Source organism: Streptomyces sp. NBC_01508, assembly GCF_045040315.1.
GTDB lineage: Bacteria > Actinomycetota > Actinomycetes > Streptomycetales > Streptomycetaceae > Streptomyces.
This window is the reverse complement of sequence record NZ_CP109419.1, coordinates 4,335,220-4,359,683: the sequence shown is the minus strand read 5'-3', so window position 1 is coordinate 4,359,683 and position 24,464 is coordinate 4,335,220. Positions and strand designations below refer to the sequence as shown.

Here is a 24,464-nt window from a genome sequence, read left to right as displayed (position 1 = left end):
GCTGTTTTCCGTCGGTTCGGTTGACCGCGCATGCCTCTTCGACATGTACTCGTTGTCGTACGTCTCTGCCCTCAGCTTTTCCCACAGCACGTCAGACCACGGTAAGCAGGACCTGTGTGTCTCCCCGCCATCCTTTATTACGGGACAAACAGGACGCATCCGCAGTGCGCCCCCGGAGGGACGCCGCCCCACGCTTACCCCGTCTCGGTGACACCATGGCGGGGTGACTCAAGCACGGCAGCACAGCATCCAGGTCGTCGCCCACCGAGGAGCCTCCGAGGACGCCCCCGAACACACTCTGGCCGCGTACAAGAAGGCCATCGAGGACGGCGCCGACGCACTGGAATGCGATGTACGACTCACCGCCGACGGGCACCTGGTGTGTGTACACGACCGCCGCGTGAACCGCACCTCCAACGGACGCGGCGCCGTCTCCGCCCTGGAACTCGCCGATCTGGCCACCCTCGACTTCGGTTCGTGGATGGAGACCGTGGAGAACATGGACAGCGAGGAGAGCCCCGACTGGAAGGACCGCTCCCTCACCTCCGTACTGACGCTTGAGCGGCTGCTCACACTGGTCGCCGACACCGACCGGCGCATCGAGCTGGCCATCGAGACCAAACATCCGACCCGCTGGGCCGGACAGGTGGAGGAGCGGCTGCTCCACATGCTGGCGCGCTTCGGGCTCGACGGTCCGGCGCCCGGTGAGTCGCCCGTACGCATCATGAGCTTCTCGGCCCGGTCGCTGCACCGCATCGCCGACGCGGCGCCGCAACTGCCCACCGTCTATCTGATGCAGTTCGTCTCCCCCCGGCTGCGCGACGGACGGCTGCCGGCGGGGGCCCGGATCGCGGGACCCGGCATCCGGATCGTGCGCAACCAGCCGGGCTATGTGGAACGGCTCCACAGGGCGGGCCACCGCGTCCATGTCTGGACGGTGAACGAACCGGAGGACGTCGAACTCTGCGTGAGCCTCGGGGTGGAGGCAATCATCACCAACCGTCCCAAACAGGTGCTGTCCCAACTGGGGCGCCTTGACTGACTTGTCGGGGATTCGGACACACGGGGAGTGACGGGGAGTACACCGGCGCGTTCGGTGTGTGTTCGACCGTGTTGAGTGCGTCACTGGCCCTCGCTTGGCCGGTTTCCGGTCCAGGCCGTTGGGGCATTCACACCGTGGCGTGGGGCAAAGGAGGTCTCGGGGGTGGCGTTTGTGGTGGCGCAAGAAGTGCCCACGTCGTCGAGCATGGCCGTTCCCCATGGCCCTGCGGGCGTGGGACAGGCACGGCGTCGGATGCGCGATCAGCTGCGCGACCGAGGAATGTCCGACGCGGTCGTCGACGATGCCGTACTGATCCTTTCCGAACTGCTCAGCAATGCCTGCCGGCACGGCAGACCGCTGGGCCGGGCGGAGATCGGCGACGGGGACGTACGGGCGGCCTGGGAGGTCGACGGAGCGGGCCGGCTGACCGTCGAAGTGACGGACGGTGGCGGCCCGACCCGACCGGCGCCGGCCACCCCATCGGTCACCGCGCGTGGCGGTCGCGGGCTGAACATCATCACGTCGCTCGCCCAGGACTGGGGCGTACGGGACAGCTCGTCCGGCGAGGTCACGGTGTGGGTGATCGTCACCGAAGGACACCGCCACGAGGATTTCGCTACGCGCGTCGCCGTCCCGGAGCTGGACTTCGCCGACACCTTCGACGCGGTCGACGACCTCGGCTGACCGAGCGACGGGCCACCGCACCGGCCGTACGCGCCGGCCGTACGCACCACACGCACTCGCCACACCTACGCGGCGCGTGCGTACGGGGCGCGTACGTACGGGGCGCGTACGTACGCGGTGTACGTACGCGGTGTACGTACGCGAACCTCACCACCCCACCCGCCCTGCCCCGATGGGGCGTTGCGCCCACGGTCATACGCGGTACGACTAGGCTCGCGCCCGACACCGCACTGCCGCTATCGGGAGAAGCCCACCATGGCCAAGAAGCGCCCCCAGACCAAGGCCGCGAAGGCTCGGTCCGCGAAAGCTCAGCTCACGGACGGGCCGATTCCGGTCGTGGGGGCCCGCGAGCCCTGCCCGTGCGGCTCGGGCCGCCGCTACAAGGCCTGTCACGGCCGGGCCGCCGCACAGGCCGTCACCGAGCTGGTCCAGCGTCCCTTCGACGGGCTCGCCGGTGAGTGCGACTGGATCGCGCTGCGCGAGCTGGTGCCCGCAGCGACCGCCGAACTCGCCCTCAAGGGCGGCCTGCCGGAGGGCGTACCGTCCGTGACGCTCGCGACCGTCCTGCCGATGGCCTGGCCCGCGCTGCGCCGCGACGACGGCTCCGTCCTGCTCGCGCTCCAGAACGACACCTCCTCCGGCGACCTCAGCCGCGATCTCGCCGACACGCTGCGGCGGGCGCTGACCGCCGAGCCCGGCAACCCGGTCGCCGCGCAGCGCGTGCCGGCCGACGGGCCGCGCCTTCAGGATCTGCTCGACCCGGAGGCCGGCTTCGCGCCGGTCGTCCACCCCGGTTTCGAGTTCTGGGTGCCGGACGCAGACAACGCGACCCCGGAGGTGACCGCGTCGCTGGAGCGCGCCAACGCCGCCGCGATCCCGACGGTGAGGCTCTCCGGCACGGACGCCGCGTACTGGTGCGAGACGCCCGACAAGAACCACCTGCGGTGGGTCATGCCGCACCCCGAGGAGAAGCTGCTCGACGCGCTCGCCCGGCTGCACGCCGCCGGCACGTCGAGCCTCGGCGAGGGGACGCGGCTGGTCGGCTCCTTCCGGGCACACGGGCTGACGGTGCCGGTCTGGGACCTGCCGAGCGCGATGCGCGCGGAGGACTGCGAGAAGCCTGCGGCGGAGCTCCAGGAGCGGCTGACGGCCGCCCTGGCGGTGGACGAGCCGCTGACCGGGGACGAGCGCCGGGCGCGCGGCGGGCTCACCAACCGCCAGGTGACCCTCAGCTGAGGGTCGTGGCGTTCGTCGCCCACGGTGACGATCGTCACAACTGCCCGTACCGGCAAGTAATTTCTTGTCCGAATACATCGGATCGAATTTGCTAACCGCCGATCTCTTGTTACCGTTCTAGAAGCCCGGTCGCTGGTGCATCCCCCGTCGCCAGCGACCGGGCGTCGCCGTTCCCCGGCACAGTTCTGCAATTTCCGGAGTGAACACTGCAGAGTCGCCGCGCCCGTCGCCACGCCTCTCGGCCGTCACTTCCGCGAACCGCCCGGGGCTCTCAACTGGCCGACGGAGCAGCCGAGTTGCTGCCCGACCTGAGCAACAGCGGCCCGGTCCCGTCGGCGCTTCCCGCGAACTCCGCCACCGCCCAGTACCGCGCGGGTTTTCCCGCTGTGCGTTCACGCGGAGTTTCACAAGAACCCGGCTCGTCGCCGCCATCCACCGCACAGTGGGACTGCGTGGTCCGCCCGCCGGGCCCCATCAGACTGAGCACGGAAGTCAATTCATCACCCGACACATTCCGGTAGTACGTACGGCCCCAGGTGTCTCCGCTCTCGGTGAGTACACAGGTCTGGGCCTCGATCCCGTCACGCGACGTGAGCGCCGGGCCGCAGCGCTCCACGGCCGCCACGGCACCGTTCCCCGACTCCGGGAGCGTGGCCGGGGCCTCGGCCGGGGGCGCGGCCCGGGGTACGACTCCGAGCCGGGGCGGGACCATGGGGCCGCCCGCGGAGCCCGCCGACGCGGCCAGGGGCAGCAGGGCGGCGCACACCACCGCGGTGGCGAGCCCGATCACGCGAAGATTCATGGGGCCCACCTGCCACTGCCGGGGAGATCTTGACGGTCGGCCGAAGATATCGGCGGAATCGGACCACCTGGAGCACCGCGCGGCCATTTCCCGTACAACTCGGGCCACGGCGCACCCGTACGAGTGACAGTGAAGACAGAAACCGGGCCGCACCGGAAGGTGCGGCCCGTGCTCCGTATGCGAGGCCCTGGAGGTCCGGCTCTCAGCGCATGAGGCCTCGGCGCACGAGGCTCAGTACGCGAGCCTGCTGCCGCCGTCCGGAGCGCTCGTGCTCGCCTCGACCAGCGCGTCCACGACCGCCTCCACGTCCGGCAGCCACGGCGCCGCCGAGCCCGGCAACGGCGCCCGCTCCCAGCGGACCTGACCGCCGGTCGCCTCGGACGGCGGGAGCACCAGATAGCCGCCCTCGCCGTGGAAGCGGAGCGAGCTGGGCACCCAGTCCTTGGCGAAGAGCAGTTCGCCGAGCCGTTCCAGGGTGTACGGGGCCACCAGCAGCGACCAGCGGGTGGGTGTCGCCACGACCGGGCCGAGGCGCATACCCATCTCGTCCAGTGCCACCAGCGCACGCTCCCCGGCGGCGGCCGGCAGACTCAGCGCGCACGGCGCGGCGCCTCCGGTGGCCATCACGATCGGGGCCGTGGGCCGGTTGGCCCACCACCAGCGCACCATGCGCTCGTCGGTCGTCGCGGCCAGCAGGCCGGGGTCGAAGGGGTGCGCGCCGGGTACGGCGCACTCGGGGTCCGGGCAGGCGCAGCCGAGGCCGCGGTCGCCCCGGCCGCCGGACGTCTTCAGGCCGGCTCCGGGAAGTACGGGCCACTGCCATGCCGTGGCGCAGGTGAGCGCCGCTTCGAGTGGGGCAGGCATCCCCTTGCGCCTGAGCCGGAGCCTGCGTCGCCTTCCGAGGATCTCGCGCATGAGCGCTCGTTCCTTTCCGTTGAACGCCGAGGTCCACATGCCACACCGGAAAATCTGTGTGCATGGCTTCACTGTGCGTATCGCTGTGCGTACAGTCGACGCATGTCGTCGACGCTCCGCCGCCCCTTTGGACGGGGCACAGTCGGACTCCGCCAACCTGCGGCTGGGCTCACCGCTCCTGGGCCGAACGCAGTCTTTCTTCGTTAACGCGTGGCGCTGGGTGGCGCATTCAATGGTCTGTCGTCTCGCTGTGACAGCCCAGCCACTCCGGGATGGCGCGCGGGCTACGGCGGTTAAGACGCCGAAGCCGTCCGTCAGGTTCCGCAGGTTCCGGGGCCGTCCCAACTGCCCCTGCCGAGCCCCCTCAGTCGATCGCAGACTACCGCGCTGGGAGCATTTTCTCGCCAAGTTGAGCGTCGCACAGACACCAGTGGTTCCGCCAGGACAATGCTGGACATCGCCTCAGTTGTGCGTGTACATGTGGATGCACTGATAGTGGCGCAGAATCACCCGGTGGTTTGCGGTGCTATTGCGCGAAACGCACCAGTCAGAAAGCCGGTTGCCATGAGCGCTCCGCACATGCCGAAAGTGGCTGGAATCGATTCAGCAGTTCCGGCTCCCGCGCACACTGCCGCGCCCCTCGACGAATCCCCCGGCGCGCCCGTGGTCCTGGTCCAGGACCGGCTGGCCGGCTGGGTCTCCGACCTGACCACCCTCCACGAACTCACCGAACGCCTGGCCAGGACCGGTTCGGTGGACGCGGCGCTCAACGAGGTCGTCCGGGCGGGCGCCGCCCTCGTCGGCTCCTCGCGCGGTCTGGTCGTCCTCGAACCGGCGCCCCACGCGGACGGGCACATCGCCGGCACCACCGTCGGACTCGGCCTCAGCCACGCGGACCTGGGCCAGTTGGAGACCGTACCGCGCGACGCGACCTCCTACGGAAGACTCCTCGACGACACCAGGGAGCCCGCCACCGCCGCCGAGTCGGTCGGCGACCTGCTCGGCGACCCGGACCTCGACCCGCTGCACCGCGCGGTGGCCCTGCGGCTCGGCTACCGCGCCACGTACGCGCTCTCCCTCGCGACCGACACGGCGGGCCGGATCGGCGTCGCGGTCTGGTTCTACGACGAACCCGCCGAACCGGTGGAAAGACAGCGCCATCTGGTGGGCCTCTACGCCCGGTACGCCGCCGAGCATCTGGCGCGCCTCCTGGAGCTGGAGACCGCCCGCGCCCGCGAGGCCACGATCGCCGACGAGTTGCTGCCCAGCAGGCTGCCCCGCGTGCCCGGGGTACGGCTCGCCGTACGGCACCGCACGAGCGGGCACGGCGGCGACTGGTACGACGCGCTGCCGCTGCCCGAGGGTGCGCTGGGGCTGGCCGTCGGCTCGGTGAGCGGATCGGGACCGAGCGCCCTGGCGGCCATGGGACGGCTGCGCGCCTCCCTGCGGGCGTACGCGGTGATGGAGGGTGAGGATCCCGTCGCCGTGCTGTCCGACCTCGAACTGCTGCTGCGGCTGACCGAACCGGCGCGTACCGCCACCGCGCTCTTCGCCTACGCCGAACCGGCGCTGGGCAGGATCGTGCTCGCCGGGGCGGGGCACGCGCCGCCGCTGATCGTGGGGGAGCGGCGCACCGAGTTCGTCGAGACGACCCTGTCGGCGCCGCTGGGGATGCTGTCGTGCTGGGAGGCGCCGAGCGTGCGGCTGTCGCCCGCGCCGGGAGAAACGGTGCTGCTGTACACGGACGGCCTGCTGCGGCGCACCGGCGACCCGATGGACCGGGCCTTCGCGCGGCTGCACGCGGCGGCGGCGAGCGTCCCCAGGAGCCTCAGGGACGATCCGGGGGCGATCGCCGACCATGTGCTGCGACTGGTGCTGCCGGACGGGCTCGACGCTCCCGTCCCCGTCCCCGCCGTCCCCCCCAACGCCTACGGCGTGAGAGGTGGGAGAGGTGCGAACGGGAGCGCGGAGGACGTCGTGATCCTGGCCGCCCGCTTCGAGTGAACCGGTTCGACTGAACCGGACGGATCCCCTCCGGTCCGTCCGGTCCGTCCGGTCCGTCCGTCACATTGTCCACAGGCCCCCTGGCTTGTTCCCCGTACACACATACGATGGAGCCGGGACCCGACCGGTCCGATGTCGTACAGAGGAGGCAGACAGTGGCCGAGGATCTCACCCCGGAAACCCCGGAAGCCCTGGGAAGTCCGGACACCGTGCTCGATGGCGCCGACGCCGACGAGGCGTCGGCCGAGAAGCCCGCCAAGCGGCGCAAGAACGGCCTTTACGCGAGCGTGTCCGACGAGCTGGCCGAGAACATGAAGTCGGGCTGGGCCGACACGGAGCTGCGCGACCTGGCGCCCCTCGCGCAGGCGCCGTACGCCGCGGCCCGCCGTGCCGCGCTGTCCGCGCGATTCCCGGGCGACCGCCTGGTGATCCCCGCGGGCACCGGAAAGACCCGGTCGAACGACACGGAGTACGCCTTCCGCGCCTCCACGGAGTACGCGTATCTCACCGGCGACCAGACGGAGGACGGCGTCCTCGTGCTGGAGCCGAGGTCCGGCGGCGACGGCCACCTGGCGACGATCTATCTCACCCCCCGCTCCAACCGGGAGAACGGCGAATTCTGGCTCGACGGCCGCCAGGGCGAGCTGTGGGTCGGCCGCCGGCACTCGCTCGCCGAGGCCGAGCAGCTGCTCGGCATGCCCGCGAAGGACGTACGGGAGCTGGCCGGGGCGCTGCGCGAGGCCACGGGCCCGGTGCGGACCGTCCGCGGGCACGACGCGACCGTCGAGGCCGCGCTGGCCGACAAGGTCACGGCGGAGCGCGACGCCGAGCTGCGCGTCCATCTGTCCGAGGCGCGGGCGGTGAAGGACGAATTCGAGATCGGCGAGCTCCAGAACGCCGTCGACGCGACCGTCCGCGGTTTCGAGGACGTCGTACGGATCCTCGACAAGGCGGAGGCGACCAGCGAGCGCTACATCGAGGGAACGTTCTTCCTGCGCGCCCGCGTGGAGGGCAACGACATCGGCTACGGCTCGATCTGCGCCGCGGGACCGCACGCGACCACCCTGCACTGGGTGCGCAACGACGGGGACGTGCGCCCCGGCGATCTGCTGCTGCTCGACGCGGGCGTGGAGACCCACACCCTCTACACGGCCGACGTCACGCGCACCCTGCCGATCAACGGCCGGTTCGACGCGCTGCAGCGCAAGATCTACGACGCGGTGTACGAGTCGCAGGAGGCCGGTATCGCCGCGGTGAAGCCGGGCGCGAAGTACCGGGACTTCCACGACGCGTCACAGCGGGTGCTCGCCGAGCGGCTCGTCGAGTGGGGCCTGGTCGACGGGCCGGTCGAGCGGGTCCTGGAGCTGGGTCTCCAGCGCCGGTGGACGCTGCACGGCACGGGACACATGCTCGGTCTGGACGTCCACGACTGCGCGGCGGCGCGCACGGAGGCGTACGTGGACGGGACGCTGGAGCCCGGGATGTGCCTCACCGTCGAGCCGGGGCTGTACTTCCAGGCGGACGACCTCACGGTGCCGCGGGAGTACCGGGGCATCGGTGTCCGGATCGAGGACGACATCCTGGTCACGGAGGACGGCAACCGGAATCTGTCGGCCGGGCTGCCGCGTACGTCCGACGACGTGGAGGCGTGGATGGCGGCCACCAAGCAGGGCTGAGTCCGGACGGCCGGACAGTGTGCGGCCCGGCCGCGCGGGGAACGCGCGGCCGGGCCGTATCGGTCATCGACTACCGGCCACCGGCCACCAGGCAACTGCCGCCGGCCGGGAATTCGGACAACGACGGGGGTCAGACCCCGGCGGTCGTACCGCCCAGTGCCACCATCGGGGTCTCCTCGCGCCACTTCAGGATCTTGTCGAAGCTGATCACCGCGCCCCGCCCCGGCCGGTTCCGGCAGTGCACATGGTCGGCCAGCTGCTCGATCAGCGAGAGCCCCCGCCCGCCCTCGGCGGTGCGGGCGGCAAGGGCGGTGGGCCGTCGCACGGCCCGGCGGGAGGGGAATCCCGGCCCGGAGTCGGACACTTCGATACGGCACTTCTCGCCGTCCAGATACGCGGTCACCCGGTATGCCTCCGACGCGCGGGACCGCTCACCGGGGCGGTCGTCGCCGCCGTGCTCGACGGCGTTCGCACAGGCCTCGCTCAGGGCGACGGACAGATCGAAGGAAATGTCGGGGTCGACGCCCGCGGTCTCCATCGTGCCGATCAGAAGACGGCGTGCGAGCGGGACGCTCGCGGCTTCGCGCCGCAAATGGAGGGACCACCAGATGCTCATGCTCCAGCCTCCTGGCCACAGCTCGACATACCGATACGTATTGCCCCTGTAAGCGACTCGTAAGCACATCGCCTCCGGAAAACAACTCTTTCGGCGGATGCGCATGACCCGTCCGCCACTGTAAGGGACAGAGGGTGATCTTCCGGACCTGCCGTACGAAGCCGCCGACCTCAGTGCGATGATGACCCGGCCATGCCTGATCGTGTCGCACACGCCGGAGCCGGTCTGCGGCTCCTGAGGGCCGCGGTGTTCACCGCGGTCTGTGTCGTGCTGTCCGCGACAGGACATGTGCTCGCGGCCTGTCAGGCCGTCCCCTGGTGGACGCTCGTCGTCGGTTTCGCCGGGGTGTTCGCCGTGGCCGCGCCGCTCGCGGGACGCGCCCGTTCCCTGCCCGCCATCGCACTCGCGCTGACGGGCGGCCAGCTCGCGCTGCACGTCCTGTTCGGGATGAGCCAGCACCATCTCACGATGCGCGGCAGCGCCGACGACGTACTGATACGCATGGCGGCGAAGCTGATCTGCGGGGCCGGTCCGGCGTCGCTGAGCCCCGGGGACGCGCACCGCATCGTGAGCGGCGCCGGGATCGACCCCGCCACGGTCTCCGGGGTCTCCGGCGGGCTCGCGCAGGGCGGTCACCCGCACGGTGCGTCCGCCGAAACGGCCGCCCAGGTGACGGCCGGTGGTACTGGCGGGGCCGCCGGGCTGCTGCCCGAGCTGCCCAACCTGCCCATGTTCCTCGCGCATCTGCTGGCCGCCCTCGCGACCGGCTGGCTGATGCGCCGCGGCGACCTCGCGCTCGGCCGGCTCGCCGCGCTCTCGGCCCACGGCCTCGGCGACGGCTTCGGTGAAGCCGTCGCCGACAACGCGCGGCTGCGGGCGCTGCGGGCCGCACTCGGTCTCGTACGGGCCCTGCGCTCGGGCCTGCCGGTCACGCCCGCCCCCGGGCACCTCGACCAGCCTGCCCCGCGCCCCGACGCTCCGCCGTCGCGCACGGGGGAGACGCTCCAGCATTCGGTGATCAGGCGCGGCCCGCCGGCCGTATTCGCTCTCGCCGCCTGACGCGACGACACTCCCCGTACGTAGTACGGAAGGCAGTGGCGTCGCGATGCCGTCGCGTATCCGCGTGCGGCTCACCGTCTCCCCCACCTCGTGGAGTGTCTCCTGTCATGAACGCCTCTCGTACGAACACGTCTCGTCGCGGCGTCTCGCGGCCGTCCACCACCGGTCGTAACCGCACCGCGCGACGCGTGGCGGTCGTCGGCGGCGTCGCCGCGTCCGCCGTCGTGCTGTTCGCCGGTCCCGCCCTCGCGCACGTCGGCGTGCAGCCGGTCGGCGAAGCCGCCAAGGGCGGTTACGCGACGGTCAACTTCAAGGTGCCGAACGAGCGCGACGACGCGTCGACCGTCAAGCTCGAAGTGAACTTCCCGGCCGAACACCCGCTGGCGTCGGTGTCGCCGCAGGCCGTGCCCGGCTGGAAGATCGTCGTCACCAAGAGCAAGCTCGACAAGCCGATCGAGATGCACGGCAAGCAGATCACCGAGGCCGTCTCGAAGGTCACCTGGACGGCCACGGGTGACGCATCGGTCGCGCCCGGCTACTTCCAGCAGTTCCCGCTCTCCATCGGCCAACTGCCCGAGGACGCGGACCAGTTGGTGTTCAAGACCCTCCAGACGTACGACGACAAGGACGTCGTGCGCTGGATCGACGCGCCGACCGGGGGCGCCGAGCCCGAGAGCCCGGCGCCGGTGCTGGCGCTGACCGCCGCCACCGCGGACGGCCACGGCGCGGCGGCCGGTGCCAAGGACGACGACGCCAAGGACGGGGCCGCCCACCACGCCTCGGACGAGGGCGAGAGCGGCGGCACCGGGAGCGCCGCCTCGTCCGGCGGCAGCGACGGCACGGCGCGAGGCCTGGGCATCGCCGGCATCGTCATCGGCGCCGCCGGTGTGGCCTTCGGCGTCCTGGCCGGCCGCCGCCGTACCTCGTCCACCAGCACTCCGGCCACCCCGGCCACCCCGGCCGCCTGATCATCGGGCGCGGGTCCGCCGCCGGACCCGCGCCCCCGCCCGTACTCCACCAATGGGAACTACCTCCATGCGCAAGAAGACCGTCCTCACCGCCGCCGCACTCACGGCCGTGGCGGCACTCACCCTGTCCGCCTGCGGAAGTGGCGACGACAACGCGGCGAAGCCCGTGGCCGACGTCTCCACGCAGCCGATGACCAAGGCCGCGACCGTGCTCGACAAGCCCTTCGAGAAGCCGGACCTCGTCCTCAAGGACACCGAGGGCAAGACGTACGACTTCCGTGAGGAGACCAAGGGCAAGCCGACGCTGGTCTACTTCGGCTACACGCACTGCCCCGACGTCTGCCCGCTGACGATGAGCAACATCGCCATCGCCCGCAAGGCGCTCCCCAAGGCCGACCAGGACAGACTCCAGGTCGTGTTCATCACCACCGACCCCGAGCGGGACACCTCCGCCGAGCTCGCCAAGTGGCTGCCGAGCGCGGGCGACCCGTCCTTCGTCGGCCTCACCGGCGACTTCCCGACCATTCAGGCCGGCGCGCGCCAGGTCGGCATCGGCATCGAGCCGGCGACGAAGGAGAAGGACGGCAGCGTCGTCTCCATGCACGGGGCCCAGGTCATCGCGTTCTCGCCGAAGACGGACGGCGGTTACGTCCTGTACGGCGAGGACACGACGGCCGACGACTACACGAAGGACCTGCCGAAGCTCATCAAGGGCGAGACCCCGTGAGGGGGCGCGGCGGCCGGCTCACGGTCGCCGGGGCGACGGCGGCGGCGCTGCTGGCGGCGCTGGCCGGGTGCGCGGCCACGGACGAGCCTCAGTTGAAGGTCAGCGGGGCTTTCATCCCGCGGCCCGTCGGCGACATGGCGTCCGGCTTCTTCACCGTCACCAACAGCGGCGACACGGCGGACAAGCTCACGTCCGTCACCAGCGACATCTCGGACGACATCACGATCCACGAGACCAAGGACCAGAAGATGCGGCAGGTGGACTCCTTCGACATCCCGGCCGAAGGCGAGCTGACCCTGGACCGGGGCGGCAATCACCTGATGTTCATGGGGCTGAAGAAAGAGCTCGAAGAAGGCCAGCGGGTCACCGTGGAACTGCGCTTCGACAAGACGGGCCCGATGAAGGTCGACCTTCCTGTGAAGGCGGCCTCCTACAACCCCACGCGGCACTGAGGGACTGACCCATATGACGGCCACCGCCCCCCGTATACGGCAGTCGCGGCTCATACGGCCCGTACGGCTGCTGTTCGTCACCGCCGTGCTCATCGCCGGCCTCTTCGGCGCGCTCTCCGGTACGGCGTCGGCGCACGCCGCGCTGACCGGGAGCGATCCGAAGGACGGGGCGGTGGTCGAGGTCGCTCCCAAGGACATCACGCTCACCTTCTCCGAACAGATCGCCATGGGCGACAACTCCATCCGGGTCCTGGACCCGAGCAGCAAGCGCGTCGACGTCGCGAAGACGCGCGACCTGAGCGACGGCGGCACCGTCCGTTACGCCGTCGACCTGAAGCCCGGACTGCCGGACGGCACGTACACCGTCGCCTGGCAGGCGGTCTCCACCGACAGCCACCCCGTGTCCGGCGCGTTCACCTTCTCCGTCGGGGCGCCGTCGAAGACCACGGCCACCGTGTCCGGCCAGGAGGCCGGCGGCGGACTGGTCGGCACGCTGTACGACACGGTGCGCTACCTCTCGTACGGCGGGTTCGTGCTGCTCGTCGGCGGGGCGGCCTTCGTGCTCGCCTGCTGGCAGCGCGGCGCGGCCGTACGGCCGTTGCAACGGCTCGTCGTCGGCGGCTGGGTCACCCTGACCGCGGCGACGCTCGTCCTTCTACTACTGCGGACTCCTTACACCGGGTCCGGCAAGCTGGGCGACGCGTTCGACCTCGGCGGGCTGACGGACGTACTGGACACCAAGACGGGGGCCGCGCTCGTCTCGCGGCTGCTGCTGCTCGGCGCGGCGGCGCTGTTCATAGCGGTGCTGTTCGGCGCGTACGCGAAGCGCGTGACAGAAGCGGAAGCGGGAACGGAAGCCGGAACAGACGGGGGCGACGCGGGGAAGGCGAAGGCCGACCTCACCTTCGGGCTGAGCCTGGGCGGCGCGGTCGTCGCCGCCGGCATCGCCGGGACGTGGGCGCTGTCCGAGCACGCGTCGACCGGGATCCAGACCGGCCTCGCCATGCCGCTCGACGTCCTGCACCTGCTGGCCGTGGCCACCTGGCTCGGCGGCCTCGTGTCGCTGCTGATCGCCCTCTACCGGACGCCGGGCATCGAACGCGCCGCCGTGCGGCGCTTCTCCCGGATCGCCTTCGCCAGCGTCGTCGTCCTCGCCGCGACCGGGCTCTACCAGTCATGGCGGCAGGTCGGCTCCTGGTCGGCGCTGACCGATACGTCCTACGGACAGCTCCTGCTGGTCAAGGTCGGGCTGATCGCCGTACTGCTCTGCGCCGCCTGGTTCTCGCGGCGCTGGACGGGGCTGCTCGGTGAGCGGGCGACGACCGATACGGAAGCCGAACCCGAAGCCGAATCGGAAGTCGCATCGGAGGCGGAGGCCGGGGATTCCGGGGAGGCCAAGGAGGGGGACGAGCCCGATTCCGAACGCGCCGCTCAACTCGCCCGCCAGCGGACCGCGTTGGCCACGGCCCGCAAGAAGCGGACCCGCGACGCCGACCCCGAGCGGTCCGGGCTCCGCCGCTCCGTACTGACCGAGGCGTGCGTCGCCCTCGTGGTGCTCGCCGTCACGACCGCGCTGACGGGCACCGAGCCGGGACGTACGCAGGAGAAGGAGGCCGGCCCGTCCGGCTCCCAGGCCGCCGCGCCGGCGCCCGCCCGCCCCGTCAGCCTCACCGAGCCCTTCGACACCGGCGGCGCGAACGGCAAGGGCACCCTGCGGCTCACCCTCGACCCGGCCCGCTCCGGCACCAACCTCATGCACATCTGGATCGACAGCCCGGCCGGCAAGCCGATGGACGTGCCCGAGGTGAAGGTCGCGTACACCCTGAAGTCCCAGCAGATCGGCCCGCTCCCCGTCGTGCCCGAGCACCTCGCACCGGGACACTGGAGCGCGAGCGACGTACAGATCCCGATGCCCGGCGACTGGCATCTTCAGGTGACCGTGCGGACCTCGGACATCGACCAGACGACCATCGAGAAGAACGTGAAGATCGGCTGACCCCGTGAGTGACACCCGCACGACCGACGACACCGGCAGCGACACCGGCAGTGACACCAGCGCAGACGCGGAAGCGGCCGCACCCGCGATCTCGCGACGGCGGCTGATCGGTACGGCCGGTGCGGCAGGCGCCGCCGGGCTCGTCGCCGGGGCGGCCGGCGGAAGCGCCACGTACGCCGCCACCCGCCCCGGCGCGGCGACCGCGCTCAGCACGGTCGGCTCGGCCACCGTCGCCTTCCACGGCGCCCACCAGGCCGGCATCACCACCCCGATGCAGGCCCGCGGCCATCTGGTCGCCCTCGACCTCGCGCCTGGCGCCGGGCGCCGCGAGGCCGCCGCGCTGCTGCGCCGCTGGTCACAGACCGCGCGACGGCTCATGGCGGGCGAACCGGCCGGGGAGCGCGACACGGGCGTCGCGCTGGACGCGGGGCCTTCCGCGCTGACGGTCACCTTCGGCTTCGGCCGGTCCTTCTTCGACCGTACGAAGCTGGCCGCCCGGCGCCCGTCGGCGCTCGACCCGCTGCCGGCCTTCTCCTCGGACCAGCTCGACGCCCGCCGCAGCGACGGCGATCTGTGGGTGCAGGTCGGCTCGGACGACGCACTCGTCGCCTTCCACGCGCTGCGCGCCCTCCTTAAGGAGGCGGGCGACGCGGCGCACGTGCGGTGGCAGATGAACGGCTTCAACCGTTCGCCCGGCGCCACCGCCCGCCCGATGACGGCGCGCAATCTGATGGGCCAGGTCGACGGCACCAACAACCCCAAGCCGTCGGAGCCCGACTTCGACCGGCGGATCTTCGTCCCGGCGAAGCCGCCGGCCGGGACGCCGGACTGGATGGCGGGCGGCTCGTACGCCGTCGTACGCCGGATCCGGATGCTGCTCGACGACTGGGACGCCCTGCCTGCCGACCGCCAGGAGCTGGTCATCGGCCGCCGCAAGTCCGACGGCGCCCCGCTCACCGGCGGCACCGAGACCACCGCGCTCGACCTCGACAAGACCGGCCCGGACGGCACGCTCGTCATCCCGGACAACGCGCACGCCCGGATCTCGGCGCCGGAGGCGAACGGCGGGGCCGCGATGCTGCGCCGCCCCTTCTCCTTCCACGACGGAATAGCGGCGGACGGCACCCCCGACGCGGGGCTGCTGTTCATCTGCTGGCAGGCCGATCCGCTGAGGGGCTTCGTGCCGGTGCAGCGCAAGCTCGACCGGGGGGACGCGCTGTCGGCGTTCGTCCGGCACGAGGCGAGCGGCCTGTACGCGGTGCCGGGCGGGGCGCGGGAGGGCGAGTACGTGGGCCAGCGGCTGCTGGAGTCCTGAGCGCGGGTCCTGGGGGGCAGTGCCCGAGGGCCGGGCTTGAGGCCGGGCTTGAGGCCGGGCTTGAGGCCGGGCTTGAGGCCGGGCTTGAGGGCGGGTTTGAGGGCGGGGGCTTGGGGAGGGGGCCGGTGCAGGGGTCCTGAGCCGTCCGCCGATCGGACTAAAGTGACCACATGTCGGCCACGCGCTACACATACCTCGGCCCCGAGGGCACCTTCACCGAAGCCGCCCTCCGTACCCTTCCGGAAGCCGCCACTCGGGAGCTGGTCCCGATGGTCTCGGTGCCCGCGGCCCTCGATGCCGTACGGCACGGGGACGCGGCGGCCGCCCTCGTACCGATCGAGAACTCGGTGGAGGGCGGCGTCACCGCGACCCTCGACGAACTCGCCTCGGGCGAGCCCCTGATGATCTACCGCGAGGTGGTACTGCCGATCGCCTTCGCGCTCCTCGTCAGGCCGGGGACGGCGCTGTCGGACATCAAGACGGTGACCGGTCATCCGGTGGCGCAGCCGCAGGTGCGCAACTGGCTGCGGGCCAATCTCCCGAACGCGCTGTGGGAGTCGGCCGCGTCGAACGCGGACGGCGCGCGGCTGGTCCAGGAGGGCCGGTTCGACGCCGCCTTCGCGGGTGAGTTCGCGGCGGTCACGTACGGGCTCGAAGCCCTGGTCACCGAGATCCACGACGCCGAGAACGCGGAGACCCGCTTCGTCCTGGTGGGCAGGCCCGCGCGCCCGTCGGCGCCGACCGGCGCGGACAAGACGTCGGTCGTGGTCTGGCTCGGGGACGACCGTCCCGGCGCGCTGCTCGAACTGCTCCAGGAGTTCGCCGTACGCGGGGTGAACCTGATGCTCATCCAGTCGCGGCCGACCGGCGCGGGCATCGGTAACTACTGCTTCGCCGTGGACGCCGAGGGCCATATCGCGGACCGGCGCGTGGGCGAGGCTCTGATGGGGCTGAAGCGGATCAGCCCGAAGGTGCGGTTCCTGGGGTCGTACCCGAGGGCCGGGGTGGCTCCGGAGGACGTACGGCGGCTGCGCGCGGGGACGTCGGACGCGGAGTTCATGGACGCCGCCGACTGGCTGGCCCGTAGCCAGGACGGCCGGATCTGAGCCGAGGGGCGGTGGTGGGTGCGGCCGTGGCGGTGGGGCGGCCGTTGTCCCCAGAGTTATCCACAGGGCAGTCGGTCGGCCTGGGGACAAGTCGACAGTGTCGGCCGACATGGTCGACAAATCACCCCAGTCGCCACACTTCCGTCCACAGGGCACCAGGTGGCCCGTGTCATCCCAATTCCATTGATCAACTCGTTAGAGGGACCAAGCCCCACCCATATGAGGGCGAGAAGCGGGTTTATGGGGGAATCCTCCTACCCCCACAGGGGCTTTCACCGTGACGTCGCTCTCGATCCACAGATCCCCCACACAGCCTGTGGATAACTTTCCGAACCAACCCGCCTCTGTGGACAACGCCGGCCCAAGTGCCGCACGCCGCAAGGGAAATGAGTCAACGGAACACCACCGATGCCCCTTTCCGGGGAATTGGCCGCCCATTATTGACGGGGACGCCTCTTCCCTTTCACGCATTCCCCACTCTCCCCAATTGCGGCAATTCAGACAAAGCGCTACACGCTGAAATATGGGGTGGGGTGGCGGAAGCGCGCACCGGTAGCCTGGTGGGGTGATTGACCTTCGCCTGCTCCGAGACGACCCCGACCGTGTCCGCGCCTCGCAGCGCGCCCGTGGAGAGGATGTCGCCGTCGTCGACGCCCTGCTCTCCGCCGACGAGCGGCGCAGGGCGTCCGGCGTCCGCTTCGACGAGCTGCGCTCCGAGCAGAAGACGCTCGGCAAGCTCGTACCCAAGGCCACCGGCGACGAGAAGACCGAACTGCTGACCCGCACCCGGGAGCTGTCCGCGGCCGTGAAGAGCGCCGACGCGGCGCAGCACGAGGCCGACGAGGAGGCCAGGCGGCTGCTCCTCCAGCTGGGCAACATCGTGCACCCGGACGTGCCCGTGGGCGGCGAGGAGGACTTCGTCGTCCTGGAGACGGTCGGCACCCCGCGCGACTTCGCCGCCGAGGGCTTCGAGCCCAAGGACCACCTGGAGCTCGGCGAGGCGCTCGGCGCCATCGACATGGAGCGCGGCGCGAAGGTCTCCGGCTCGCGCTTCTACTACCTGACGGGCGTCGGCGCCCTCCTCGAACTCGCCCTGGTCAACGCGGCGATCGCGCAGGCGACGGACGCCGGCTTCGTCCCGATGCTGACCCCCGCGCTGGTGCGCCCGCGTGCGATGGAGGGCACCGGCTTCCTGGGCCAGGCCGCCGAGAACGTGTACCACCTGGAGAAGGACGACTACTACCTGGTCGGTACGTCGGAGGTGCCGCTCGCCGCATACCACATGGACGAGATCATCGACGCCGACAAGCTGCCCCTGCGGTACGCGGGGTTCTCGCCGTGCTTCCGCCGTGAGGCGGGCACGTACGGCAAGGACACCCGGGGCATCTTCCGAGTGCACCAGTTCGACAAGGTCGAGATGTTCTCGTACGTCGACCCGGCGGACGCCGAGGCCGAGCACACGCGGTTGCTGGAGTGGGAGAAGCAGTGGTTGACCGGCCTCGGGCTGCCCTTCCAGGTCATCGACGTGGCCACGGGCGACCTGGGGGCCTCGGCCTCGCGCAAGTTCGACTGCGAGGCGTGGATCCCGGCGCAGGGCAAGTACCGCGAGCTGACGTCCGCCTCCAACTGCGACGGTTTCCAGGCACGTCGGCTCTCCGTACGGATGCGTGAGACCAAGGACGGCAAGCAGAAGGTGAGGCCGCTCGCGACGCTGAACGGCACGCTCTGCGCCGTACCGCGCACGATCGTGGCACTGCTGGAGAACCACCAGCGGGCCGACGGTTCGGTCTGGGTGCCGGAGGTGCTCCGTCCGTATCTGGGCGGGCGCGAGACGCTGGAGCCGATCGCCAAGTGAGCTCCGCCGCCCCTGTCCCCGCTTCCGCCTTCCCGTACAAGCTCGTCGCGACCGACCTCGACGGCACGCTGCTGCGTGAGGACCACGTGGTCTCCGCGCGTACGCGCGACGCGCTCGCCGCCGTCACCGCGGCGGGCGCCGCGCACATCATCGTCACCGGGCGGGCCGTGCCGTGGACGCGGGCCATCCTCGACGATCTCGGGTACGAGGGGCTGGCGGTATGTGGCCAGGGCGCGCAGGTTTACCACGCCGGTGAGCACAGACTGCTGACGTCGGTGACGCTGGACCGGCAGGTGGCCGTCCTCGCGCTGTCGAAGATCGAGGCGGAGGTCGGCCCGCTGGCACTCGCCGCGAGCCGTGACGGTCTCGACGGCGACGTCCTGATCGGGCCCAACTACCAGGTGCAGGAAGGTCCGTTGCCCGCGCTGTTCCTCGACGATCCCGCCGAGATGTGGACCGCGCCGATCAACAAGGTCTACATACAGCATCCGGAGCTGAGCGACGACGCGCTGGCGCGGGTCGCGCAGGAGACGGTCGGCGGCATGGTCGCCGTGGTGATGGCGGGGCCGGGCGTGGTGGAGATCCTGCCGCTGGGTCTGAGCAAGGCGACGGGGCTCTCGCTGGCCGCGCGGCGGCTCGGTGTGACGGCGGCGGACACGATCGCGTTCGGCGACATGCCCAACGACATCCCGATGTTCGGCTGGGCGCGGCACGGCGTGGCGATGGCCAACGCGCACGAGGGCCTGAAGGCCGTGGCGGACGAGATCACCGCGTCGAACGACGACGACGGGATCGCCGTGGTGCTGGAGAGGCTGCTTCAGCGGCAGTGAGAGTGGGAAGGGGGCGGTCCGCGCGTGAACGCGCGCTCGAAGCGACCGCCCCCTCGGGCGGGTCACCGTCGGCCGCACGGAGTGGAAGTGGTTACTCCGGTGCCGGGTCGGGACTGCCCTGTCGGGAACCCGACGGACTCGGATTACCGGTCATCGCCGCGCTCCTCTCCCGGTCCAGTGGTACCTGACCCCACCACTGTGCCCCCGGCGCACCGCGGCACGCCACCGATTATCCGTACGGGTCCACGTCCGTCCCACCGCGTGACGGCGGGACGGACGCGAACCGGCCTGTCGGCCGGGAGACCGATCAGCGGCGCTTACGGCCGCGCCTCAACTCCCCCACCTGCTGGGCGACATGATCCACCTTGGCGTCCACCCGGTCGATACGGTCGGACATCTCGCACAGCCGGTTGCTGATCGCGGCGACCACCTGGTTGGTGGCGTCGAGCCGCCGGTCGAGACTGTCCAGCCGGTACGACATCCGGTTCAGCACCGGCCCCAGCTCCTGGAGCGCCACCCCGACCCGGCCGAGGCAGGACTCCACGTCGGTGACGCGCCGGTCGAGGGAGGCGTACCCCTCACGCCAGCCCTCCTCGGCGTCGAGAAGGTACGTACGGACACACCGCGCGATGTCGCTGTCGCGGAGGAGTATCGCGATGTTGAGGACGGCGCGGCGGGGATAGAGCGTGAGCTGGGTGACCGCCTGTGGATAACTTTCACCCTTGCCCGCGCCCCATAGTGACACCATGTCACTATGAAATCGCCGCAGGTCAGGGCCTCGCAGCACGTGCATGCCGCTCTCCGCGAGTTCGGCGCGGTGCCGTGCGGTCAACTGCCTGATGACGTCTGTGGATACTTCGAAGTACCGGGCCGTGTCCTCGGTACGCACATGCGTACCGTCCGGGAGCATGACCAGAGCCTTCACCTTGTCGAGCGCGTCGACGCGCCCCAGATGCTCGGCACGCATGGTGCGTGACTCAAGCAAGGCGACTTCCGATGGCATGGGTGTGCCTTCCAATCGTGAACCGATGATGGTCGGCCCTCTCCCCGGGCTTCAGGGGCGGAGGTCGGCTCACGGTGGCTACTCACTCAATGACCGGTGCGGCTTTCGATCCGGCACCGGCAATCCCCAGTTTCACGAACGCTCGACGTCACGGAATCCAGTTGCCTCCACGCACGCGGAACAACGAGCCGATAAACGTACAGTTACGCGGCGACCCCCGCCCACCGGGCGGGGGTCGCGGCGCCGCGCGCACTCATGTCCTCATGTCCTCAGGTACACCATGGAGGGACCTCCTCACTCCTCGCCCGCGAGCGTCAGCGTGCGCAGCTTCTGACCCGCGTACCAGGTCGCGACGATCGTCACGCCGGCCAGCAGCACGACCGCCAGCGGCAGTCCGACGTCCGAGGTGATCATGCCGTCACCGGCGGTCCTCTCGGCGACCGCCAGGGACCACTGCTGGACACTGAGCGTGCGTGCGCCCGCGATCAGGCTGCCGAAGAGCGTCTCCCACACCAGCGCGTAGACGAGGCCGATGACGACCGCGTGCCGGCTGACCGTGCCGAGCAGCAGGAACAGCGCGCTGTAGGCGATGGAGGCGACGAGCGCGGCGATCGTGTAGGACACCGCGATCTGCTGGCCGTTGCCGTTGAGGATGTATCCGGCGATGAAGGTGGGGATCGCGGAGAACGCCATGGTCACGGAGATCGCGACGATCAGCTTGGTGAAGATGATGGTCGAGCGTGGCACCGGCTTCGCGAGCAGGTAGACGATCGATCCGTCGTCGATCTCCGGGCCGATGGCGCCCGTTCCGGCGATCACGCCGATCAGCGGGATCATGGTGGCGAGGGCGAAGCCGCCAAGGATGTCCGAGGCGGTCTGGTCGTCCACGCCTTCGAAGGCCCGCACGGCCACGGCGATGAGGATCAGCAGCGCCGGCAGGATGAAGAGGACGGCGGCCCGGCGCCGGCCGAGCAGGGCCCGGTAGGTGAGCCGGGCGACTGTGGGGTGGTACATGGACGTCACAGCTCCTTCAGGCCGCTCAGGCCGTTACGAGGTACGAGAAGACCGATTCGAGGGATTCGTCGGACGGCGAGACGGAGAGCAGCCGGACGGAGTGCTCACGGGCGACCCTCGGCAGCAGCTCGGTGAAGCGCCCGAAGTCGACGGCCTGGATGCGCAGCGCGCCCTCGGTGACGTCGACCTCGATACCGGCCGTCGACGGGTCGGCGATCAGCGCGGCGGCCAGGACGCGGTCGTCGCTGGACCGTACGAGATAGCGGTGCGGCCGGTCGGTCATCAGCCGGCGGATCTTGCGGAAGTCGCCGGACGCGGCGTGCCGGCCGGCGACGATCACCTCGATGTGCGCGGCGAGTTGCTCGACCTCCTCAAGGATGTGCGAGGAGAACAGGACGGTGCGCCCGGAGTCGCCCATCTGCCGCAGCAGGTCCATCAGTTGCATGCGCTGGCGCGGGTCCATGCCGTTGAAGGGCTCGTCGAGCAGGAGCACGGACGGTTCGTGGACGAGCGCGGACGCCATCTTCACGCGCTGCCGCATGCCCTTGCTGTACGTCGCGATCTTGCGGTCCTGCGCGTACTCCATCTCGACGGTGGCGAGCGCCTTGTGGGCCTCCTTCTTACCGAGGCCGTGCAGTTCGGCGTTGGCGACGACGAAGTCGAGCCCGGTGAGGAAGTCGTACATCCCTTCCCGCTCGGGGACGATGCCGATCTTTCGGTAGACGGACTCGTTGCGCCAGATCTTGTCGCCGTCGAGGGTGACGCTTCCGTTGGAGGGGGCCAGGAACCCGGCCATCATGTTGATGAGGGTGGACTTGCCCGCGCCGTTGGGTCCGAGCAGTCCGGTGACGCCGGGGCCGACGGTCATCGTCACGTCGTTGACGGCGACCACGTTGCCGAACCAGCGCGACGCGTGCTCGATGTTGATGGTGGTCACAGCCCGACCTTCCGGTAACGGCGCATGAGGACGGCGTACGAGCCGAGGACGAGCGCGAGGACGACCAGCAGATAGACGACGCCGACACCGGCCGAGGGGCCCACCTCGCCGGGGAACGACGACTTGGCACCGAGGAACGCGGTCTGTACGCCGTCGATGAGCGTGATGGGCGAGAAGAGACCGAGCCACTGGACGGCGCTGTCCGAACCGGTCCCGTAGGCGATCGCCTGGACGGTGGAGACGGCGCCGTAGGTGATGGTCAGCGTGGCGATCACGGCGGCGACGCCGAACCCGCGGCGCGGGGTGAGGGCGGCCGTCACCAGGCCGAGTCCGCCGAAGAGCAGTGACAGCAGGCCGATGGAGACGAGTCCCTGGCCGAAGCCCTTGGTCTGGTCGACGAAGTCCATCTTGGCGAGCAGCGAGCCGATGTAGAGGACCAGGAGTGGCGCGGCGGTCAGGACGAAGAGGGCGGAGGCCATCGCGCCGTACTTGGCGACGACGTAGTCGACGCGCTCGATGGGGCGTGAGAAGTACAGCGGCACCGTCTTGAACCGCAGGTCGCGGGAGACGGACTGGGGCGCCTGGGCGGCCAGGAAGAGCGCGATGACGGCCTGGGTGAAGATCGCGTACTGGGTGTAGGGCACCGGCAGGGTCTTGAGGTTGGTGGAGACGGCGAAGGCGACCATGATCGCCGCGGGCAGGCACATCGCGGCGAAAAGGATCATCGGCAGGATCTTGGACTTGCCGGAGCGGCCGAGGCCGTAGGAGCCGCGCAGGGACTGGGAGTAGAGGGAGCGGCGGGCGTAGGCGCGGCCGAGCCGCGGGCCGTCGTAGTTGCGGTAGCCGATGTTGTGGATCTGGGTGAGGTCAGTGCTCATCGCTGCCGCCTCCCTTCTGAAGTGCGAGATCCGCGCCGGTCGGCGTGGTGCCGGTCTGGGCGGTGCCGGTCGGCGCCGGTACGGTCGGCGCGCCGGTGGCCGCCGACGCGGCGTCCTTCGCGGCGTCCTTCGCGCGGAAGACCTCCGCGATGTGGTGGCGGCGCTGTTCCATCCGTACGAGGCCGAGGCCGAGTTCGGCGACGGTGTCGCGTACGACGTCGTACGTCTCCTCGCCCGTCGCCTCGATCAGCAGGATGTGGCCGGCGCCCGGCAGCCCGTCCTCCTCGCCCACGTGGAGCGCGAGTCCGGCCGCGGTGAGGGCTTCGCGCAGGGCACGGGTGCCGTCCGGGTGGGTGTCGGTGTCGGTGACCTCGACGGCGAGCGTCGCCGTCGTCTGCGTGAAGTCACTCGTGGAGCTGGAGCGCAGCAGCTTGCCGCCGTCGATGACGACGACGTGGTCACAGGTGCGTTCGAGCTCGCCGAGGAGGTGCGAGGTCACGAGGACGGAGATGCCGAACTCCGTGTACACGCGGCGGATCAGATTGAGCATCTCGTCGCGGCCGACGGGGTCGAGACCGTTCGTCGGCTCGTCGAGGAGGACGAGTTTGGGGTCGTGGACCAGCGCCTGCGCGAGTTTGACGCGCTGCTTCATACCGGTCGAGTAGCCGCCGATGGGGCGGTACCGCTCCTCGTACAGGCCGACGTGGCGCAGCGTGTCGGCGGTGCGTTCACGGGCGGCGGTCGGGGGGAGTCCGGACATGCGCGCCATGTGGACGACGAGTTCGGTCGCCGAGACGTCGGGCGGCAGGCAGTCGTGCTCGGGCATGTATCCGACGCTCTCGCGGATGGCGGCGCCGCTGGTGGCGACGTCGAACCCGAGCACGGCGGCCCGGCCTTCCGTGGCGGGGGACAGACCCAGCAGGATCTTGATCATGGTGGACTTGCCGGCTCCGTTGGCACCCACCAGACCGGTCACACCCGGTCCGATGTCCAAGGAGAGCCGGTCAAGCGCGGTTACCCGGGGGAACCGCTTACTCAGGCCTTCAGTAGCGATCACAGTCACGTGAACGACGGTAGTGGCGCACACCACAGCGGACGTCAGCCCTGGCGGCTGTCTCAGGGTCCGTCTTGAGGCGTACGGACCCGTAAGGGCAGCGTCAAAAGTAGCGTCGGGAGCCGGGCCGAAGGTTCAGGGGCGGGCCGGGGACCGGCGGGAATCGGGCCGGGGAACGACCACCGTCGCTGAGGTTGTCCACAGGCTTGACGGGGCCCTTGACGTAGCCGCCGGACATTGTCACATTCATCAGTGTCAAGTTACGAACACGTACCGCACACGGCACGAGGGGTGG

22 protein-coding genes are annotated in these 24,464 nt (G+C 70.6%); 14 read left to right on the top strand and 8 right to left on the bottom strand.

Going from position 1 to position 24,464, the window contains the following annotated elements; genetic code table 11:
* The first annotated feature begins 223 nt into the window (after nucleotides 1-223).
* The 3 genes from OG700_RS20165 (at nucleotide 224) to OG700_RS20155 (ending at nucleotide 2,962) form a co-directional block, all read left to right on the top strand.
* Entirely contained in the window at nucleotides 224-1,042 is an 819-nt protein-coding gene (locus OG700_RS20165; RefSeq protein WP_405615519.1) for a glycerophosphodiester phosphodiesterase, read from the top strand.
* 75 nt (nucleotides 1,043-1,117) lie between these two features.
* The gene (locus OG700_RS20160) at nucleotides 1,118-1,726 is read left to right on the top strand and encodes an ATP-binding protein (RefSeq protein WP_405615517.1); all 609 of its coding nucleotides are present in this window, start codon (nucleotides 1,118-1,120) and stop codon (nucleotides 1,724-1,726) included.
* 255 nt (nucleotides 1,727-1,981) lie between these two features.
* Nucleotides 1,982-2,962 (top strand): DUF5926 family protein, encoded by a 981-nt coding sequence (locus OG700_RS20155; protein WP_405615515.1) that lies wholly within the window; start codon nucleotides 1,982-1,984, stop codon nucleotides 2,960-2,962.
* 271 nt (nucleotides 2,963-3,233) lie between these two features.
* On the opposite strand, the gene OG700_RS20150 is transcribed toward OG700_RS20155, so the two are convergent.
* Both OG700_RS20150 and OG700_RS20145 read right to left on the bottom strand, forming a co-directional pair.
* Nucleotides 3,234-3,764, bottom strand: coding sequence for a hypothetical protein (locus tag OG700_RS20150; protein WP_405615513.1), 531 nt, complete (start codon nucleotides 3,762-3,764; stop codon nucleotides 3,234-3,236).
* A gap of 231 nt (nucleotides 3,765-3,995) precedes the next feature.
* On the bottom strand, nucleotides 3,996-4,679 hold the full coding sequence (locus OG700_RS20145; protein WP_405615510.1) for a bifunctional DNA primase/polymerase: 684 nt from the start codon (nucleotides 4,677-4,679) through the stop codon (nucleotides 3,996-3,998).
* Nucleotides 4,680-5,126: 447 nt separating this feature from the next.
* Between OG700_RS20145 and OG700_RS20140 the strand changes: the two genes are divergently transcribed.
* Both OG700_RS20140 and OG700_RS20135 read left to right on the top strand, forming a co-directional pair.
* Nucleotides 5,127-6,683, top strand: coding sequence for a PP2C family protein-serine/threonine phosphatase (locus OG700_RS20140; RefSeq protein WP_405615507.1), 1,557 nt, complete (start codon nucleotides 5,127-5,129; stop codon nucleotides 6,681-6,683).
* Nucleotides 6,684-6,838: 155 nt separating this feature from the next.
* Nucleotides 6,839-8,359 carry an aminopeptidase P family protein gene (locus OG700_RS20135; protein WP_405615505.1) on the top strand — a complete coding sequence of 507 codons (1,521 nt, stop codon included), beginning with the start codon at nucleotides 6,839-6,841 and terminating at the stop codon, nucleotides 8,357-8,359.
* A 130-nt stretch (nucleotides 8,360-8,489) separates the two neighbouring features.
* Here the strand turns inward: OG700_RS20135 and OG700_RS20130 are convergent, their stop codons facing one another.
* On the bottom strand, nucleotides 8,490-8,975 hold the full coding sequence (locus OG700_RS20130) for an ATP-binding protein (protein ID WP_405615503.1): 486 nt from the start codon (nucleotides 8,973-8,975) through the stop codon (nucleotides 8,490-8,492).
* A 192-nt stretch (nucleotides 8,976-9,167) separates the two neighbouring features.
* Between OG700_RS20130 and OG700_RS20125 the strand changes: the two genes are divergently transcribed.
* From OG700_RS20125 to OG700_RS20085, 9 genes are all read left to right on the top strand, one after another.
* The gene (locus OG700_RS20125) at nucleotides 9,168-10,034 is read left to right on the top strand and encodes a hypothetical protein (RefSeq protein WP_405615501.1); all 867 of its coding nucleotides are present in this window, start codon (nucleotides 9,168-9,170) and stop codon (nucleotides 10,032-10,034) included.
* Between the two features lie 107 nt (nucleotides 10,035-10,141).
* A complete protein-coding gene (locus OG700_RS20120) occupies nucleotides 10,142-11,002 on the top strand; it encodes a YcnI family protein (RefSeq protein ID WP_405615499.1) in 861 nt (286 codons plus the stop codon).
* A gap of 67 nt (nucleotides 11,003-11,069) precedes the next feature.
* Nucleotides 11,070-11,729 (top strand): SCO family protein, encoded by a 660-nt coding sequence (locus OG700_RS20115; protein WP_405615497.1) that lies wholly within the window; start codon nucleotides 11,070-11,072, stop codon nucleotides 11,727-11,729.
* On the top strand, nucleotides 11,726-12,181 hold the full coding sequence (locus OG700_RS20110) for a copper chaperone PCu(A)C (RefSeq protein ID WP_405615495.1): 456 nt from the start codon (nucleotides 11,726-11,728) through the stop codon (nucleotides 12,179-12,181). The genes OG700_RS20115 and OG700_RS20110 overlap by 4 nt, the downstream gene beginning before the upstream one ends.
* A gap of 13 nt (nucleotides 12,182-12,194) precedes the next feature.
* Nucleotides 12,195-14,177, top strand: a complete 1,983-nt coding sequence (locus OG700_RS20105) for a copper resistance CopC/CopD family protein (protein WP_405615493.1) — start codon at nucleotides 12,195-12,197, stop codon at nucleotides 14,175-14,177.
* 4 nt (nucleotides 14,178-14,181) lie between these two features.
* Nucleotides 14,182-15,492, top strand: coding sequence for an iron uptake transporter deferrochelatase/peroxidase subunit (efeB, locus tag OG700_RS20100; RefSeq protein ID WP_405615490.1), 1,311 nt, complete (start codon nucleotides 14,182-14,184; stop codon nucleotides 15,490-15,492).
* Nucleotides 15,493-15,662: 170 nt separating this feature from the next.
* Complete coding sequence (pheA, locus tag OG700_RS20095) at nucleotides 15,663-16,598, top strand: prephenate dehydratase (RefSeq protein WP_405615488.1); 936 nt, start codon at nucleotides 15,663-15,665, stop codon at nucleotides 16,596-16,598.
* Between the two features lie 565 nt (nucleotides 16,599-17,163).
* Nucleotides 17,164-18,453, top strand: coding sequence for a serine--tRNA ligase (gene serS / locus OG700_RS20090; RefSeq protein WP_405615485.1), 1,290 nt, complete (start codon nucleotides 17,164-17,166; stop codon nucleotides 18,451-18,453).
* A complete protein-coding gene (locus tag OG700_RS20085) occupies nucleotides 18,450-19,283 on the top strand; it encodes an HAD family hydrolase (RefSeq protein ID WP_405615483.1) in 834 nt (277 codons plus the stop codon). Before serS ends, OG700_RS20085 begins: the two co-directional genes overlap by 4 nt.
* A gap of 307 nt (nucleotides 19,284-19,590) precedes the next feature.
* On the opposite strand, the gene OG700_RS20080 is transcribed toward OG700_RS20085, so the two are convergent.
* From OG700_RS20080 to OG700_RS20060, 5 genes are all read right to left on the bottom strand, one after another.
* Complete coding sequence (locus tag OG700_RS20080; protein WP_405615481.1) at nucleotides 19,591-20,286, bottom strand: hypothetical protein; 696 nt, start codon at nucleotides 20,284-20,286, stop codon at nucleotides 19,591-19,593.
* Between the two features lie 294 nt (nucleotides 20,287-20,580).
* Nucleotides 20,581-21,300 (bottom strand): ABC transporter permease, encoded by a 720-nt coding sequence (locus OG700_RS20075; RefSeq protein ID WP_405615479.1) that lies wholly within the window; start codon nucleotides 21,298-21,300, stop codon nucleotides 20,581-20,583.
* Between the two features lie 25 nt (nucleotides 21,301-21,325).
* Nucleotides 21,326-22,237: an ABC transporter ATP-binding protein gene (locus tag OG700_RS20070; RefSeq protein WP_405615477.1), complete on the bottom strand. Its 912-nt coding sequence runs from the start codon at nucleotides 22,235-22,237 to the stop codon at nucleotides 21,326-21,328.
* Nucleotides 22,234-23,115, bottom strand: coding sequence for an ABC transporter permease (locus tag OG700_RS20065; RefSeq protein WP_405615475.1), 882 nt, complete (start codon nucleotides 23,113-23,115; stop codon nucleotides 22,234-22,236). The genes OG700_RS20070 and OG700_RS20065 overlap by 4 nt, the downstream gene beginning before the upstream one ends.
* A complete protein-coding gene (locus tag OG700_RS20060) occupies nucleotides 23,105-24,172 on the bottom strand; it encodes an ABC transporter ATP-binding protein (protein ID WP_405615473.1) in 1,068 nt (355 codons plus the stop codon). Before OG700_RS20060 ends, OG700_RS20065 begins: the two co-directional genes overlap by 11 nt.
* Between the last annotated feature and the right edge of the window lie 292 nt (nucleotides 24,173-24,464).

Excerpts from the sequence above, each read along its gene's own strand:
- OG700_RS20080 (WP_405615481.1), bottom strand. The coding sequence starts at position 20,286 with ATGCCATCGGAAGTCGCCTTGCTTGAGTCACGCACCATGCGTGCCGAG.
- OG700_RS20145 (WP_405615510.1), bottom strand. The coding sequence starts at position 4,679 with ATGCGCGAGATCCTCGGAAGGCGACGCAGGCTCCGGCTCAGGCGCAAG.
- OG700_RS20155 (WP_405615515.1), top strand. The coding sequence starts at position 1,982 with ATGGCCAAGAAGCGCCCCCAGACCAAGGCCGCGAAGGCTCGGTCCGCG.
- OG700_RS20075 (WP_405615479.1), bottom strand. The coding sequence starts at position 21,300 with ATGTACCACCCCACAGTCGCCCGGCTCACCTACCGGGCCCTGCTCGGC.
- OG700_RS20125 (WP_405615501.1), top strand. The coding sequence starts at position 9,168 with ATGCCTGATCGTGTCGCACACGCCGGAGCCGGTCTGCGGCTCCTGAGG.
- pheA (WP_405615488.1), top strand. The coding sequence starts at position 15,663 with ATGTCGGCCACGCGCTACACATACCTCGGCCCCGAGGGCACCTTCACC.
- OG700_RS20065 (WP_405615475.1), bottom strand. The coding sequence starts at position 23,115 with ATGAGCACTGACCTCACCCAGATCCACAACATCGGCTACCGCAACTAC.
- OG700_RS20140 (WP_405615507.1), top strand. The coding sequence starts at position 5,127 with ATGCTGGACATCGCCTCAGTTGTGCGTGTACATGTGGATGCACTGATA.
- OG700_RS20130 (WP_405615503.1), bottom strand. The coding sequence starts at position 8,975 with ATGAGCATCTGGTGGTCCCTCCATTTGCGGCGCGAAGCCGCGAGCGTC.
- OG700_RS20120 (WP_405615499.1), top strand. The coding sequence starts at position 10,142 with ATGAACGCCTCTCGTACGAACACGTCTCGTCGCGGCGTCTCGCGGCCG.
- OG700_RS20105 (WP_405615493.1), top strand. The coding sequence starts at position 12,195 with ATGACGGCCACCGCCCCCCGTATACGGCAGTCGCGGCTCATACGGCCC.
- OG700_RS20115 (WP_405615497.1), top strand. The coding sequence starts at position 11,070 with ATGCGCAAGAAGACCGTCCTCACCGCCGCCGCACTCACGGCCGTGGCG.
- OG700_RS20150 (WP_405615513.1), bottom strand. The coding sequence starts at position 3,764 with ATGAATCTTCGCGTGATCGGGCTCGCCACCGCGGTGGTGTGCGCCGCC.